The 14,812-nt window shown below is 67.5% G+C and carries 11 protein-coding genes; 9 read left to right on the forward strand and 2 right to left on the reverse strand.

Annotated features, from left to right (window positions below; genetic code table 11):
• Nucleotides 1–101 precede the first annotated feature (101 nt).
• From ilvC to gdhA, 9 genes are all read left to right on the forward strand, one after another.
• On the forward strand, nucleotides 102–1,076 hold the full coding sequence (ilvC, locus tag HMPREF3113_RS14505) for a ketol-acid reductoisomerase (protein WP_070473592.1): 975 nt from the start codon (nucleotides 102–104) through the stop codon (nucleotides 1,074–1,076).
• Nucleotides 1,077–1,116: 40 nt separating this feature from the next.
• Entirely contained in the window at nucleotides 1,117–2,850 is a 1,734-nt protein-coding gene (gene ilvG / locus HMPREF3113_RS14510) for an acetolactate synthase 2 catalytic subunit (protein ID WP_070473594.1), read from the forward strand.
• The gene (locus tag HMPREF3113_RS14515) at nucleotides 2,834–3,094 is read left to right on the forward strand and encodes an ACT domain-containing protein (protein WP_070473596.1); all 261 of its coding nucleotides are present in this window, start codon (nucleotides 2,834–2,836) and stop codon (nucleotides 3,092–3,094) included. Before ilvG ends, HMPREF3113_RS14515 begins: the two co-directional genes overlap by 17 nt.
• 114 nt (nucleotides 3,095–3,208) lie before the next feature.
• The gene (locus tag HMPREF3113_RS14520; protein WP_026069874.1) at nucleotides 3,209–4,306 is read left to right on the forward strand and encodes a threonine dehydratase; all 1,098 of its coding nucleotides are present in this window, start codon (nucleotides 3,209–3,211) and stop codon (nucleotides 4,304–4,306) included.
• Between the two features lie 2 nt (nucleotides 4,307–4,308).
• A complete protein-coding gene (locus tag HMPREF3113_RS14525) occupies nucleotides 4,309–5,856 on the forward strand; it encodes a 2-isopropylmalate synthase (RefSeq protein ID WP_037553334.1) in 1,548 nt (515 codons plus the stop codon).
• 40 nt (nucleotides 5,857–5,896) lie between these two features.
• Nucleotides 5,897–7,318 carry a 3-isopropylmalate dehydratase large subunit gene (gene leuC, locus HMPREF3113_RS14530; RefSeq protein WP_070473688.1) on the forward strand — a complete coding sequence of 474 codons (1,422 nt, stop codon included), beginning with the start codon at nucleotides 5,897–5,899 and terminating at the stop codon, nucleotides 7,316–7,318.
• Entirely contained in the window at nucleotides 7,318–7,896 is a 579-nt protein-coding gene (leuD, locus tag HMPREF3113_RS14535) for a 3-isopropylmalate dehydratase small subunit (protein ID WP_019183806.1), read from the forward strand. Before leuC ends, leuD begins: the two co-directional genes overlap by 1 nt.
• A complete protein-coding gene (gene leuB, locus HMPREF3113_RS14540; RefSeq protein WP_019183805.1) occupies nucleotides 7,886–8,947 on the forward strand; it encodes a 3-isopropylmalate dehydrogenase in 1,062 nt (353 codons plus the stop codon). Before leuD ends, leuB begins: the two co-directional genes overlap by 11 nt.
• 110 nt (nucleotides 8,948–9,057) lie before the next feature.
• On the forward strand, nucleotides 9,058–10,401 hold the full coding sequence (gdhA, locus tag HMPREF3113_RS14545; protein ID WP_070473598.1) for an NADP-specific glutamate dehydrogenase: 1,344 nt from the start codon (nucleotides 9,058–9,060) through the stop codon (nucleotides 10,399–10,401).
• A 67-nt stretch (nucleotides 10,402–10,468) separates the two neighbouring features.
• On the opposite strand, the gene HMPREF3113_RS14550 is transcribed toward gdhA, so the two are convergent.
• Both HMPREF3113_RS14550 and HMPREF3113_RS14555 read right to left on the reverse strand, forming a co-directional pair.
• A complete protein-coding gene (locus tag HMPREF3113_RS14550; protein WP_070473601.1) occupies nucleotides 10,469–13,642 on the reverse strand; it encodes an efflux RND transporter permease subunit in 3,174 nt (1,057 codons plus the stop codon).
• 4 nt (nucleotides 13,643–13,646) lie between these two features.
• Nucleotides 13,647–14,792: an efflux RND transporter periplasmic adaptor subunit gene (locus HMPREF3113_RS14555; protein ID WP_070473602.1), complete on the reverse strand. Its 1,146-nt coding sequence runs from the start codon at nucleotides 14,790–14,792 to the stop codon at nucleotides 13,647–13,649.
• Between the last annotated feature and the right edge of the window lie 20 nt (nucleotides 14,793–14,812).

The raw sequence follows: 14,812 nt of genomic DNA on the forward strand, positions 1-14,812 counted from the left end.
GCGTGTGGTCGCGGCCAGGCCGGTGCCACCCCTTCCCCTGATGGGCCGACGCGTCGCTGACCGTCGGCCCTCTTTTTTCTTGCCTCCAAAGGACCTCCCCCATGAGCACCAACGACCTGCCCCAGATCAAGATCGCTGTTGTCGGCTACGGCAGCCAGGGCCGCGCACACGCGCTGAATCTGCGTGAATCCGGTTTCGATGTCGTCGTCGGGCTGCGCCCGGGCGGTCCCACCGAGGTCAAGGCCCAGGCCGACGGCTTCACCGTCAAAGCCCCGGCCGAGGCGGTGAAGGATGCCGATCTGGTCGCCGTGCTGACCCCGGACATGGTGCAGAAGAAGCTCTACGAAGACGTGCTCGCGCCGAACATGAAACAGGGCGCGGTGCTGCTGTTCGCGCACGGTCTGAACGTGCATTTCGACATGATCAAACCGCGCGAGGATCTGGACGTGGTGCTGGTCGCGCCGAAGGGCCCGGGTGCACTGGTCCGTCGCGAGTATGAGATCGGCCGCGGCGTGCCGTGCATCTGGGCGGTCTACCAGGACAAGAGCGGCAAGGCCGCCGAGTTCGCCCTGGCCTACGCCGGTGGCCTGGGCGGCGCGCGCGCCAACCTGATCCAGACCACCTTCAAGGAAGAAACCGAAACCGATCTGTTCGGCGAGCAGGCCGTGCTGTGCGGTGGCGCTTCGGCACTGGTGCAGGCCGGTTTCGAAACCCTGGTCGAAGCCGGCTACCAGCCGGAAATCGCCTACTACGAAGTACTGCACGAACTGAAGCTGATCGTGGACCTGTTCTACGAAGGTGGCATCACCCGCATGCTGGAATTCATCTCCGAAACCGCGCAGTACGGCGACTACGTCAGCGGCCCGCGTGTGATCGATGCTGGCACCAAGGCGCGCATGAAGGACGTGTTGACCGATATCCAGAACGGCACCTTCACCAAGAACTGGGTGGCCGAGTACGAAGCGGGCCTGCCGAACTACAACAAGTTCAAGCAGGCCGACCTGGAGCACCCGATCGAGAAGGTAGGCAAAGAACTGCGCGCCAAGATGGTCTGGTTGCAAAGTCAAGCCGCGTAAAACGCGCGGCTCCCCCACCCGCTTTCGTAAAGGTCACCGCATGAATACCTCCGCACACAGCACCGCGCCCCGCAACGGCGCACGCTGGTTGACGCAGGCCCTGGAAGCCGAGGGCGTGCATACGCTGTTCGGCTATCCGGGCGGCACCATCATGCCGTTCTATGACGCCCTGGTGGATTCCGGGCTGAAGCACATCCTGGTCCGCCATGAGCAGGGCGCGGCCCTGGCCGCCAACGGCTTCGCCCGTGCCAGCGGCCGGGTCGGCGTCTGCGTCGCCACCTCCGGCCCGGGCGCGTCCAACCTGGTCACCGGCATCGCCGATGCGATGCTGGATTCGGTGCCGATGGTCTGCATCACCGGTCAGGTCGCCACCCCGCTGCTGGGCACCGACGCGTTCCAGGAACTGGACGTGTTCGGGCTGACCCTGCCGATCGTCAAGCACAGCTGGCTGGTGCGCTCGGTCGATGACCTGCCGCAGGTGGTCGCCGATGCGTTCCGTATCGCCCGCGAGGGTCGCCCGGGGCCGGTGCTGATCGATCTGCCCAAGGACGTGCAGGTGGCCGATGCGTCGCACCTGCCCGACCACGTGCCGTCCACGGTGGTCGCACCGCCGGCGCCGAATGACGACGCCATCGCGCAGACCATCGCCGCCATCGCCGGGGCCGAGAAGCCGGTGATCTATGCCGGGGGTGGCGTGGCGCTGGGCGATGCGGTGGAGGACTTCCGTGCCTTCGTCGAGGCGACCCGTATTCCAACCGTGCTGACCCTGCGCGGGCTGGGCGCACTGCCGCCGCAGCACCCGCACTACCTGGGCATGCTGGGCATGCACGGCACCCGCGCAGCCAACATGGCCGTGCAGGAAAGCGATCTGCTGATCGTGGTCGGCGCACGTTTCGATGACCGGGCCACCGGCAAGTTGAACGAGTTCGCCCCATTCGCGCGTGTCGTGCATATCGATGCCGATGCGTACGAAATCTCCAAGCTGCGCACCGCCGACATCGCGGTGCCGGGCAACGTCGGTACGGCGCTGCGCGCCCTGACCGCCGCGGCCACCGCGCCAGCCACGCAGGAGGCCTGGGCCAAGCGCTGTCAGGGCCACCGTGAACGCTTCGCCCCGCGCTACGACGCACCGGGCAAGCACATCTACGCCCCGGCACTGCTGAAGCGCCTGAGCGAGCTCGCGCCGAGCGATGCGATCATCGCCTGCGATGTCGGCCAGCATCAGATGTGGGTCGCCCAGCATTGCCGCTTCACCCACCCGCGCAACCACCTGACCAGCGGCGCGCTGGGCACCATGGGCTTCGGCCTGCCCGCAGCGATGGGGGCGCAGTTCGCCTGCCCCGATCGCACTGTGGTGCTGGTCTCCGGTGATGGCAGTTTCATGATGAACGTGCAGGAGCTGGTCACCATCGCCCGCTGCCGCCTGCCGGTGAAGATCGTGCTGCTGGACAACAGCTCGCTGGGCATGGTCCGCCAGTGGCAGGAGCTGTTCTTCGCCGAGCGCTACAGCGAGATCGATCTGTCCGACAACCCGGACTTCGCGGCGCTGGCGCAGGTGTTCGGCATTCCGGCCACGCGCATCGAAGCACGTGACGATGTCGAAGGTGGCCTGGCCGCGATGCTGGCCCAGCCTGGCCCGGCTCTGCTGCATGTGGCCATCGATGCGCGTGCCAACGTGTGGCCGCTGGTGCCGCCCAACAATGCCAACAGCACGATGCTGGAAAGCAACCCCGCTCATCAGTCCCAGGAGTTCCCCAATGCAATACCGGCTTGACCTGGTGCTGACCCCGGCCGAAGGCGCGCTGCTGCGCGTGATCGGCATGGCCGAACGCCGCGGCTTCGCACCGCGCGCGATCGCCGGTGCGCCCAATGCCGCCGACGATGGTCGCTGGCACCTGCAGCTGGTGGTCGATTCCACCCGCCCGCCGGAAACCCTGCGCCGCCAGATCGAGAAGATCTACGACTGTGTGTCGGTGCGCATCAGCGCACTGGAGCCCGGTACTGGAGTATCCGCATGAACGCCCGCACCGTTGCATCGGTGCCGGTACGGAGGTGTCTTCTCGGTCGTACGTCGCACCGTGCGCCGTGGCAGCGCGCGTCGCTCCGGAACGATCACCATCGCCGGGTGCGTGATGCCGGCTAGCCGTACCCCGCAGGAACCGGACGTAGGCGACGTAAGCGTCGCCGATGTGCTGGCCGCGCAGGCGCGGCTGCGCCGCTTCCTGCCGCCCACGCCGCTGCATTACGCCGAACGTTTCGGCGTGTGGCTGAAGCTGGAGAACCTGCAGCGCACCGGGTCGTACAAGGTGCGCGGCGCCCTGAACGCACTGCTGGCCGGGCGTGAGCGCGGCGATGACCGCCCGGTCATCTGCGCCTCCGCCGGCAACCACGCCCAGGGCGTGGCCTGGGCCGCCTACCGTCTGAACATCCCCGCGATCACCGTGATGCCCCACGGTGCGCCCGCCACCAAGATTGCCGGCGTAGCCCACTGGGGCGCCACGGTCCGCCAGCACGGCGAGAGCTACGACGAGGCCTATGCCTTCGCCCGCGCCCTGGCCGACCAGCACGGCTACCGTTTCCTGTCCGCCTTCGACGATCCCGATGTGATCGCCGGCCAGGGCACCCTGGGCATCGAACTGGCCCCGCATGCGCCCGACGTGGTGATCGTGCCGATCGGCGGCGGTGGCCTGGCTTCGGGCGTCGCGCTGGCGCTGAAATCGCAGGGTGTACGCATCGTCGGCGCGCAGGTCGAGGGCGTCGATTCGATGGCCCGTGCGATCCGCGGCGACGTGCGTGAGATCGCCCCGGTCGCCACCCTGGCCGACGGCGTCAAGGTGAAGATCCCCGGTTTCCTGACCCGCAGGCTGTGCAGCGCGTTGCTGGACGATGTCGTCATCGTGCGTGAAGCCGAGCTGCGCGAAACCCTGGTGCGGTTGGCGCTGGAAGAACACGTCATCGCCGAAGGCGCCGGCGCGCTGGCGCTGGCCGCCGGCCGCCGCGTGGCCGGCAAGCGCAAGTGCGCGGTGGTCTCCGGCGGCAACATCGATGCGCTGGTCCTGGCCCAGCTGCTGGCCGACATCCGCCCCCGCCCCCCGCGCAAACCGCGCCGCCGCGCCAGCGAGCGAACACGCCCGCCCCTACCAACCGTGCTCGCGACACCCCCGATTTCCGTTTCGATTCCTACCTCTGCCATCCCATCCGACATTGCCGTCGAGGAGACCTCCTGGTGACCATGCCCAACTCCCCCCGAATCAGAATTTTCGACACCACCCTGCGCGACGGCGAGCAATCGCCCGGCTGCAGCATGAGCCCGCAGCAGAAGCTGGTGATGGCCCGCGCGCTGGACGAGCTGGGCGTGGATGTCATGGAAACCGGCTTCCCGGCCAGTTCCCAGTCCGACCGCGAAGCGATGGCGATGATCGCCCGTGAGGTCCGTCGCCCGACCCTGGCCGTGCTGTCGCGCTGCCTGGCCGCCGATATCGAAACCTCGGCCAAGGCGCTGGAAGCCGCCGCGAACCCGCGCCTGCATGTATTCCTGTCGACCAGCCCGCTGCATCGCGAGCACAAGCTGCGCATGAGCCGCGAGCAGGTGCTGGAGTCGGTGCACAAGCACGTCAGCCTGGCCCGCAGCTACGTGGGCGATGTGGAGTTCTCCGCTGAAGATGCCACGCGCACCGAGGAAGATTTCCTGATCGAGGTTGCCCGCGTGGCCGTGGCCGCCGGCGCCACCACCATCAACCTGCCCGACACCGTGGGGTTCACCACGCCCGAAGAGATCCGCGGCATGTTCCAGCGGGTGATCGCCGGCGTGCCCGACAGCGACCGGATCATCTTCAGCGCGCACTGCCACAACGATCTGGGCCTGGCCGTGGCCAATTCACTGGCCGCCATCGAAGGTGGTGCACGCCAGGTCGAGTGCACCATCAACGGCATCGGTGAGCGCGCGGGCAACTGCTCGCTGGAAGAGATCGCGATGGTGCTGAAGGTACGCAACGCCTTCTACGACGAAGACACGCGCATCAACACCCAGCGCATCGTAGCTACCTCGCAGCTGCTGCAGCGCCTGGTCGGCATGCCGGTCCAGCGCAACAAGGCGATCGTCGGCGCCAACGCCTTCGCGCACGAGTCGGGCATCCACCAGCACGGCATGCTGCGCCACCGCGGCACCTACGAAATCATGCGACCGGAAGACGTGGGCTGGGAGTCCTCGCAGATGGTGCTGGGCCGCCACAGTGGCCGCGCCGCGGTCGACCAGCGCCTGCGTGCGTTGGGCTTCTGGCTGGAAGAAGAAGAGCTGAAGCTGGTCTTCGAACAGTTCAAGGCGCTGTGCGAGCAGCAGCGCGTGGTCACCGATGCCGACCTGCAGACCCTGATGCAGGGCAGTGCCACCCAGAACGGCTACCGCCTGGCGTCGATGACGATCAGCGACGTCGGCAGCCGCGCCAATGCGCTGGTCGAGCTGTCCGATCCTGAAGGCAACCGGGTTGCCGAGACCGCCCAGGGCGATGGCCCGGTGGATGCGTTGTTCGGCGCGCTGTCGGCCGCGACCGGCGTGCAGTTGATGCTGGACAGCTACCACGTGCACAGTGTGGGCATCGGCGCCGATGCGCGCGGCGAAGCCAACCTGAGCGTGCGCCACGAAGGCGTGGAGTACGAAGGCACCGGCACCAGCCGCGACATCATCGAAGCCTCCGCATTGGCGTGGCTGGAGGTGGCCAACCGTCTGCTGCGCCAGCGCAGCGCGACGACCGAGCAGCCCACGGCCACCGCCGCGGCCTGAGCACCCCATGACGTACCCCGAACCGCAGCAAGGCCAGTCCATGACCCCAGCTCCCCGCACCCTGTACGACAAACTGTGGGACGCCCACGTCGTCGTGCCCGAAACCGACAGCGCCCCCGCCGTGCTGTACATCGACCTGCACCTGATCCACGAAGTGACCTCGCCGCAGGCCTTCACCGAACTGCGCGAGCGCGGCCTCTCCCCGCGCCGGCCGGACCGGACCAAGGCGACTATGGACCACTCCACCCCGACCCTGCCGGCCGCTGCCGATGGCAAGCTGCCGTATGCCAGCGCCGCCTCCGAAGCCCAGGTGGCGATGCTGGCCGACAACTGCGCCACGCACGGCATCGAGCTGTTCGACCTGCAATCGGCCAGCCGCGGCATCGTGCACGTGATCGCCCCCGAACAGGGCTTTACCCAGCCGGGGATGACCATCGTCTGCGGTGACAGCCACACCTCCACCCACGGCGCGTTCGGCGCGCTCGCCTTCGGCATCGGCACCAGCGAGGTCGGCCACGTGCTGGCCACCCAGTGCCTGCTGCAGCGCAAGGCGAAAACGATGGCGATCACCGTGGATGGCACGCTGGCGCAGGGCGTCGGCGCCAAGGACGTGGTGCTGCATATCATCGGCGTGATCGGCGTCAACGGTGGCACCGGCCATGTGCTGGAGTTCCGCGGCAGCGCGATCGAAGCGATGGACATGGAGCAGCGCATGACCTTGTGCAACATGTCCATCGAAGCCGGGGCACGTGCCGGCATGGTCGCCCCCGACCAGGTCACCTTCGACTGGGTGGCCGCCACCCCGCGTGGCCCCAAGGGCGCCGACTTCGATACCGCCGTGGCCGCGTGGTCGCAGCTGCGCAGCGATGAAGGTGCGCGCTTCGATGTCGAGGTCCACATCGACGCCGCCGACATCCGGCCGACCCTGACCTGGGGCACCCACCCCGGCACCGCCATCGCCGTGGACCAGCCGATTCCGGCGGCCAACGATGCGGCCGACCAGAAGGGCCTGGATTACATGCACTTCCACGCCGGGCAGACCCTGGCCGGCACCCCGGTGGATGTGGTCTTCGTCGGTTCCTGCACCAACGGCCGCCTGAGCGACATGCGCGAAGTGGCGCAGGTACTCCAGGGCCGCCGCGTCGCCCCGAGCGTGCGCATGCTGGTGGTGCCGGGCTCGGAAATCGTCAAGCGCCAGGCCGAAGCCGAAGGCATCGATGTGGTGGTGCGCGCTGCCGGTGCCGAATGGCGCGAGCCCGGCTGTTCGATGTGCATCGCCATGAACGGCGACCTGGTCGCCCCGGGGCAGCTGGCCGTCAGCACCAGCAACCGCAATTTCGAAGGCCGCCAGGGCCCCGGTTCGCGCACCCTGCTGGCCTCGCCGATGACAGCCGCCTGGGCCGCAGTGAACGGCCGCGTCGCCGACCCACGTGAACTGTATGCCACGCTGGAGGTGGCCTGATGAGCGGCTTCCGTACCCTGACCTCGACCAGCGTGGTGCTGCGCGAGACCAACATCGATACCGACCAGATCATCCCCGCGCGCTTCCTGTCCACCACCGAGCGCGTCGGGCTGGGCAAGCATGCGTTCAATGATTGGCGCTGGCAGAGCGAAGGCGTGCCGAACCCGGCGTTCGCCTTCAACCAGCCGCACAACGCCGGCCGCAGCATCCTGCTGGCCGGCCGCAACTTCGGCTGCGGCTCTTCGCGCGAGCATGCGCCGTGGGCGCTGACCGACCTGGGCCTGCGCGCCATCGTCAGCAGCGAGATCGCCGATATCTTCCGCGGCAATTCGCTGAAGAACGGCCTGCTGCCGATCGTGCTGGACGAAGCCGACGTGCAGACGCTGATGCAGCGCCCGGATGACGCACTGACCATCGACGTGGCCGCACGCGAACTGCGCACGCCCGACGGGCGTGTGTATACCTTCCCGCTGGACGGCTTCTCGCAGACCTGCCTGCTGGAAGGCGTGGACCAATTGGGGTATCTGTTGGGCCGCACCCCTGACATTGAACGTTACGAGAGTGAACATGCACGCTGAGATTGTCGTATTGCCCGGTGATGGCATCGGTCCGGAAGTCGCCGCCGCCGCCGTCGCGGTGCTGGAAGCCGTCGCCACCCGTTTCGGTCACACCTTCGGGTTCCAGGAGCACGATATCGGGGGCATCGCCATCGATCGCCACGGCGAGCCGCTGCCGGCCACCACGCTGGAGGCGTGCCGCAAGGCAGACGCCATCCTGCTTGGCGCGGTGGGCGGGCCGAAGTGGTCCGACCCGAATGCCAAGGTCCGCCCGGAACAGGGCCTGCTGGCGATCCGAAAGGCGCTGGGTCTGTACGCCAACCTGCGCCCGGTGCGCACGCACGCGGCCGCGCTTGGCGCCTCGCCGATCAAGGCCGAACTGCTGGAGGGTGTGGACTTCGTGGTCGTGCGCGAACTGACCGGCGGCATCTACTTCGGTGAGAAGACCCGCACCGCCGACACCGCCAGCGACCTGTGCAGTTACAGCGTGGGCGAGATCGAGCGCGTCATGCGCACCGCGTTCCGGCTCGCGCAGACCCGCCGCGGCAAGGTCACCTCGGTGGACAAGGCCAACGTCCTGGAGACCTCGCGCCTGTGGCGCGACGTCGCCGCACGGATCGGCCGCGAGGAATTCCCGGAGATTGCCCTGGAGCACCAGCTGGTCGATTCGATGGCCATGCACCTGCTGGCCAAGCCGCGCGAGTACGACGTGATCGTGACCGAGAACATGTTCGGCGACATCCTCACCGACGAAGCCTCGATGCTGGCCGGCTCGCTCGGCCTGCTGCCCTCGGCCTCGCTGGGCGAGCCCGGCGCGGTCGGCATCTACGAGCCGATCCACGGCTCGGCGCCGGACATCGCCGGCAAGGGCATCGCCAATCCCTACGCCACGATCTTCAGCGCTGCGATGCTGCTGCGGCATTCACTGGGGCTGGACGAAGAGGCTGCTACGGTCGAGGCAGCGGTGTACGCCGTACTGGATGACGGCGTGTTCACCGCCGACCTCGCCGCCAAGGGTTTCGCGGTGAGTACCGCCGCCGCAACCGACGCGGTCCTTGCCAAGCTGCAATGATCGCAACGAGCGCGGCCTGAGGGCCGCGTTCGTGTTTCTACATCCCGCACGGCCTCCCTGTCCCGTCGGCCACGTCGCAGTCAGCGGCCGGCCCCCAACAAGGAAAGCCCTTGAACCATCGTTCCTCTGACGACTTTCTCAACCACGTGGCCCAGCGTGATCCGCACCAGCCGGAATTCCTGCAGGCCGTCAAAGAAGTGATCCAGAGCCTGTGGCCGTTCCTGCAGCGCCACCCCCGCTACCTGGAACAGGGCCTGCTGGAGCGGCTGGTGGAGCCGGAGCGGGTGATCCAGTTCCGCGTTGCCTGGGCCGATGATGCCGGCAAGACCCATGTCAACCGTGGCTGGCGCGTGCAGCACAGCTCGGCGATCGGTCCGTTCAAGGGCGGCATGCGCTTTCATCCCTCGGTGAACCAGTCGATCCTGAAGTTCCTGGCGTTCGAGCAGACCCTGAAGAACGCGCTGACCACCCTGCCGATGGGCGGTGGCAAGGGCGGTTCGGATTTCAATCCCAAGGGCCGCAGCGACACCGAGGTGATGCGCTTCTGCCAGGCGCTGATGCTGGAACTGCATCGCCACCTGGGGGCAGACACCGATGTACCGGCTGGCGATATCGGCGTGGGCGCGCGCGAGGTCGGCTACATGGCCGGCATGATGAAGAAGCTCACCAACAATGCCGCCTGCGTGTTCACCGGCAAAGGCCTCTCCTATGGTGGCAGCCTGATGCGCCCGGAAGCGACGGGCTTCGGCACGGTCTACTTTGTCGAGCAGATGCTGCACCATGCGCGGCGCAATACCGATGGCGCGAAAGTGCTGATTTCCGGCGCTGGCAACGTGGCCCAGCATGCGGCGATCAAAGCCATCGAACTCGGCGCGAAAGTCCTCACGCTTTCCGATTCCGGCGGCACGCTGTACGCCCGGGAGGGCTTCGACGAAGCGGGCCTGCAGGAGGTGATGGAACTGCGCAACGAACGTCGCGGCTGCCTGTCCGAACTGGCCGACGACACACGCTTCGAGTACCTGGACGGCAAGCGCCCCTGGCACATCCCGGCTGAGATCGCCCTGCCCTGCGCCACCCAGAACGAACTGGACGAGAACGACGCCCGCGCCTTGGTGGACAACGATGTGCTGTGCGTGGCCGAAGGCGCCAACATGCCGTCGACACTGGAGGCCATGGAGGTCTTCCTCAAGGCAGGCACCCTGTATGCGCCGGGCAAGGCCAGCAACGCCGGCGGCGTGGCCACCTCGGGGCTGGAAATGAGCCAGAACGCGCAGCGCCTGTCGTGGCACCACGCCGATGTCGATGAGCGCCTGCACGGCATCATGAAGGATATCCACGCCAACTGCGTGCGCCATGGCAAGCGGGCCGATGGCAGCGTGAACTACGTGGATGGCGCCAATATCGCCGGCTTCGTCAAAGTGGCCGATGCGATGCTGGCGCAGGGCGTTTACTGACACGGATCAGTAAAAAGGCGCAGCGGAAGGCATCCGCTGCGACTTTGGGCGTCATCTGACGCGTCAGTCAGTGCGGCGTGCCAGCGCCCGCCTCATCCGGCTTCACTCGGAACCACGCCGCATACAGTGCGGGCAGGAACACCAGGGTCAGCACGGTACCGACGATCAGGCCGCCCATGATCGAGATCGCCATCGAGCCGTAGAACGCACTGCGCGACAGCGGGATCATCGCCAGCACCGCGGCCAGCGCGGTCAGCACGATCGGTCGGAAGCGGCGCACGGTGGCATCGATGATCGCGTGCCAGCGGTCGTGGCCGGCGTCGATGTCCTGCTGGATCTGGTCGATCAGGATCACCGAATTGCGCATGATCATGCCAGCCAGCGCGATCGTGCCCAGCAGGGCCACGAAGCCGAACGGTGCACGGAACAGCAACAGGAACAGGGTTGCGCCGATGATGCCCAGCGGCGCGGTGACCAGCACCATCGCCGCACGCGAGAAGCTGCGCAGCTGCAGCATCAGCAGGGTCGCCACCACGATCAGGAACAGCGGCATGCCGGCCTTGATCGAATCCTGGCCGCGCGTGGAATCCTCCACGGTGCCGCCGGTTTCAAGCAGGTAGCCGGACGGCAGCCCGGCACGGATTTCCTCCAGTGTCGGCAGGATCTGCTGCACCACGTCCAGCGGCTGCTTCGCATCGGCGATGTCGGCGCGCACCGTCACCGTCGGCAGGCGGTTGCGGTGCCAGATGATGCCGTCCTCGAACACGTACTCCAGGCGCGCCACCTGCGACAGCGTCACCGAGGTGCCGCTGCTGGTCGGGATCGCCAGGCTGCCCAGCATGTCCAGCCGCACGCGTTCGTTGTCCGGCCCACGCAGCAGCATTTCGATCAGGCGGTTGCCTTCCCGGTAGGTGCTCACACTCATGCCCGACAACGAGGTGCCCAGCAGCTGGCTCACCTGCGCGCTGCTCACACCCAGTGCGCGTGCCCGGTCCTGGTCGATCACCAGCCGTACCACTTTGCTCGGCTCGCTCCAGTCCAGGTTGACGTTCATCACGTGCGGGTTCGCACGCACCTTGGCTTCCACCTGCCGGGCGATGGCCTGCACCTGCTCGATATGCTCGCCGGAGATGCGCATCTGCACCGGGTAGCCGACCGGCGGGCCGTTCTCCAGGCGGGTCACGCGCATCTGCACGTCCGGGAACTGCGGAATCACGTCCTTGAGCAGCCAGTCGCGGGTCGCCTCACGTGCCTTGGTGTTCTCGGTCAGCACCACGAACTGCGAGAAGTTGGTGGCCGGCAGCTGCTGGTCCAACGGCAGGTAGAAGCGCGGCGAGCCGGTGCCCACGTAAGCGACATAGTTGCTGATGCCCTCGCGGTCCTTGAGCAGTTTTTCCAGCTTGGCCGCCTGGGCCTGGGTCGCCTGCAGCGAGGCGCCCTCGGCCAGTTCGATGTCCACCATCAGTTCCGGGCGGGTCGAATCCGGGAAGAACTGCTGGGGCACGAAGCGGAAGATCAGCAGCGAGAACACGAACAGCGCGGCGGTGGCGGCGATCACCCACCAGCGATGGCGCAGGCAGACATCGAGGAACCTGCGGAAGCGCACGTAGAACGGACGCTGGTACGGATCGTGGTCGTGCGCATGCACCTTCGGTGCGATCCAGCGCGCGAACGCGGGATGGCGGTCGGCCCACTGCATGCGACGCGCGTGCCAGCGCCCGACCAGGCTGTCCGGCTTGGGCGGCTGCGGGTTGAACAGGTCCGGCAACATCTTGTCGCCCAGGTACGGAATGAACAGCACCGCGGCGATCCACGACACCACCAGTGCGATGGTCACCACCTGGAACAGCGAGCGGGTGTACTCGCCCGTGCTGGAGGCGGCCGTGGCGATCGGCAGGAAGCCGGCCGCGGTGATCAGCGTGCCGGTCAGCATCGGGAACGCGGTCGACTCCCACGCGAAGCTGGCCGCGCGCAGGCGGTCGTACCCCTGCTCCATCTTGGTCGCCATCATCTCCACGGCGATGATCGCATCGTCCACCAGCAGGCCCAGCGCCAGCACCAGCGCGCCCAGGGAAATCTTGTGCAGGCCGATGCCGAAGTAATGCATGACGAAGAAGGTCATCGCCAGCACCAGCGGAATGGTCACGCCCACCACCAGGCCGGTGCGCAGTCCGAGCGAGAAGAAGCTCACCAGCAGCACGATCACCACCGCTTCGGTCAGCACCTGCACGAACTCGCCGACCGACTCTTCCACCGCATGCGGCTGGTCGGAGACCTTGCGCAGCTGCATGCCGGCCGGCAGCGTCTTCTGCAGGCGTTCGAACTCGGCGTCCAGCGTACTGCCCAGTTTGAGGATGTCGCCGCCGTCTTTCATCGCCACCGCAATGCCGATGGCGTCTTCGCCCATGAAGCGCATCTTCGGCGACGCCGGATCGGCAAAACCGCGCTTGATCTCGGCGATGTCGCCCAGGTGCACGGTGCGGTCGCCGGCCTGGATCGGGAAGCTGCGGATGTCCTCCACGCTCTGGAACTGCCCGGTGACGCGCAGCTGCACGCGATCGGTCGGGGTTTCAAAGAAGCTGGTGGCGGCAATCGCGTTCTGGTCGGCCAAGGCCTGCTGCACCTGCTGCAGCGATACGCCCAGCGTGGCCAGCTTGGTGTTGGACAGCTCGATCCAGACCTTTTCGTCCTGCAGGCCTTCCAGCTCGATCTTGCCCACATCGGGCACGCGCTGCAGTTCCAGCTGGATGCGGTCGGCGTAGTCGCGCATCACGGCGTAGTCGAAGCCCCGCCCGGTCAACGCGTAGATGTTGCCGAAGGTGTCGCCGAATTCGTCGTTGAAGAACGGACCGACGATCTCGCGCGGCAGGGTCGGCTTGATGTCGCCCACGCGCTTGCGCACCTGGTACCACAGGTCGGGAATCGCCTTGGAGCGCAGGCTGTCGCGCGCCACGAAGATCACCTGCGATTCGCCCGGGCGCGAGTAGGAGCGGATGAACTCGTACTGCCCGGTGTTCAGCAGGGCTTTTTCGATCGGCTCGGTGACCTGGCGGGAGACCTGTTCGGCGGTCGCGCCGGGCCAGTTCGTGCGCACCACCATCACCTTGAAGGTGAACGGGGGATCTTCGGACTGGCCCAGGTGCTTGTACGACCACGCGCCGATGATCGCGAAGGCCAGCATCGCAAACAGCACCAGGGGCCGGTTGCCCAGCGCCCATTCGGAAAGATTGAAGCGGCGCACGGGATCAGTTCCCCTTGCCGGCAGCAGGCGCGTCGGCCGCGGCAGGCTTGGCTGCCGGTGCCAGCACCGGGCGGTTCTGGCGGTCCACCGCCGTCACCGGCTGGCCCTCGCGCAGCAGATGGCCGCCGGCGGCGACCACCCAGTCGTTCGCAGTCACCCCGCTCAGCACCGGAACCGATTCAACGGCGTACGCCCCGACCGTCACCGGCGTGGCCTTCAACGTGTGCTTGGCCGGATCGACCACCCACACGCTGCTGCGGCCGTCGGCGCCGCGCTGTACGGCGGCCAGCGGCAACTGCAGCGTGCCCTGGCGTCCTGCGGCGGCGAACACGCGCGCGCTCTGGCCCAGTTCCACTTCGGTCAACGCTTCCGGTGCCAGGCTGACGCGGGTGGCATAGGTGCGCCCCTGTGCATCGGCGGCCGGGGCGATCTCACGGATCGTGCCCGGCAGCATCTGGCCGGGGCGGTTCCACAATTCCACCTGCACCGGCTGGCTGACCTGGTAATCGCGGATGTTGCTCTCCGGCAGGGCGATCACGACTTCGCGGCCACCGTCGGCGGCCAGGGTGAACACGGTCTGCCCAGCGCTGACCACCTGCCCGGCTTCGGCCTGGCGACTGGCGATCACGCCATCGGCCGGCGCGCGCAGCTGCGCGTACTCGGCCTGGTTGCGCGCCACGGCCAGATTGGCGCGTGCGGCATTGGCCTGGCCCTGCGCGGCCTTGAAGGCAGCAGTCTGGCTGTCCAGCGCGGACTGGCTGACCAGTTGCTGCTCGGCCAGGGTGGCGTAGCGCTTCTGGTCATCACGGGCACGGATCAGGTCGGCTTCGGCAGCGGCCAGCTGCGCCTGTGAGGCGCTGGCCTGGGAGGCGTAGTCGGCGGCGTCCAGCTCGGCCAGCAACTGGCCCTTGCGCACGCGCTGGCCGGCATCGACATGGCGCTTGATCAGATTGCCGCCGACGCGGAAGGAGAGCGGGCTTTCCTCGCGGGCCCGGATCTCACCGGGGTAGGCGGCCACTTCCTGGCCGGCCACGGTGCCCGGGTGGACAACCAGCACCGGCATCGGCGCGGCCGGTTCGGCATCCTGCTTGCCACATGCTGCCAACGCCAGCGCCAGCAACCCACCACCCATCCATCGCATGTTTTTCATGAGGTCCTGGACCTGAAAGT

This window comes from Stenotrophomonas sp. HMSC10F06 (assembly GCF_001807865.1).
GTDB lineage: Bacteria > Pseudomonadota > Gammaproteobacteria > Xanthomonadales > Xanthomonadaceae > Stenotrophomonas > Stenotrophomonas bentonitica_A.

Bases quoted from the DNA above. Each gene is read 5' to 3' on its own strand.
- leuD (WP_019183806.1), top strand. From the start codon at position 7,318: ATGAGCGGCTTCCGTACCCTGACCTCGACCAGCGTGGTGCTGCGCGAG.
- HMPREF3113_RS14555 (WP_070473602.1), bottom strand. From the start codon at position 14,792: ATGAAAAACATGCGATGGATGGGTGGTGGGTTGCTGGCGCTGGCGTTG.
- leuB (WP_019183805.1), top strand. From the start codon at position 7,886: ATGCACGCTGAGATTGTCGTATTGCCCGGTGATGGCATCGGTCCGGAA.
- HMPREF3113_RS14520 (WP_026069874.1), top strand. From the start codon at position 3,209: ATGCCGGCTAGCCGTACCCCGCAGGAACCGGACGTAGGCGACGTAAGC.
- leuC (WP_070473688.1), top strand. From the start codon at position 5,897: ATGACCCCAGCTCCCCGCACCCTGTACGACAAACTGTGGGACGCCCAC.
- HMPREF3113_RS14515 (WP_070473596.1), top strand. From the start codon at position 2,834: ATGCAATACCGGCTTGACCTGGTGCTGACCCCGGCCGAAGGCGCGCTG.
- ilvC (WP_070473592.1), top strand. From the start codon at position 102: ATGAGCACCAACGACCTGCCCCAGATCAAGATCGCTGTTGTCGGCTAC.
- ilvG (WP_070473594.1), top strand. From the start codon at position 1,117: ATGAATACCTCCGCACACAGCACCGCGCCCCGCAACGGCGCACGCTGG.
- HMPREF3113_RS14525 (WP_037553334.1), top strand. From the start codon at position 4,309: ATGCCCAACTCCCCCCGAATCAGAATTTTCGACACCACCCTGCGCGAC.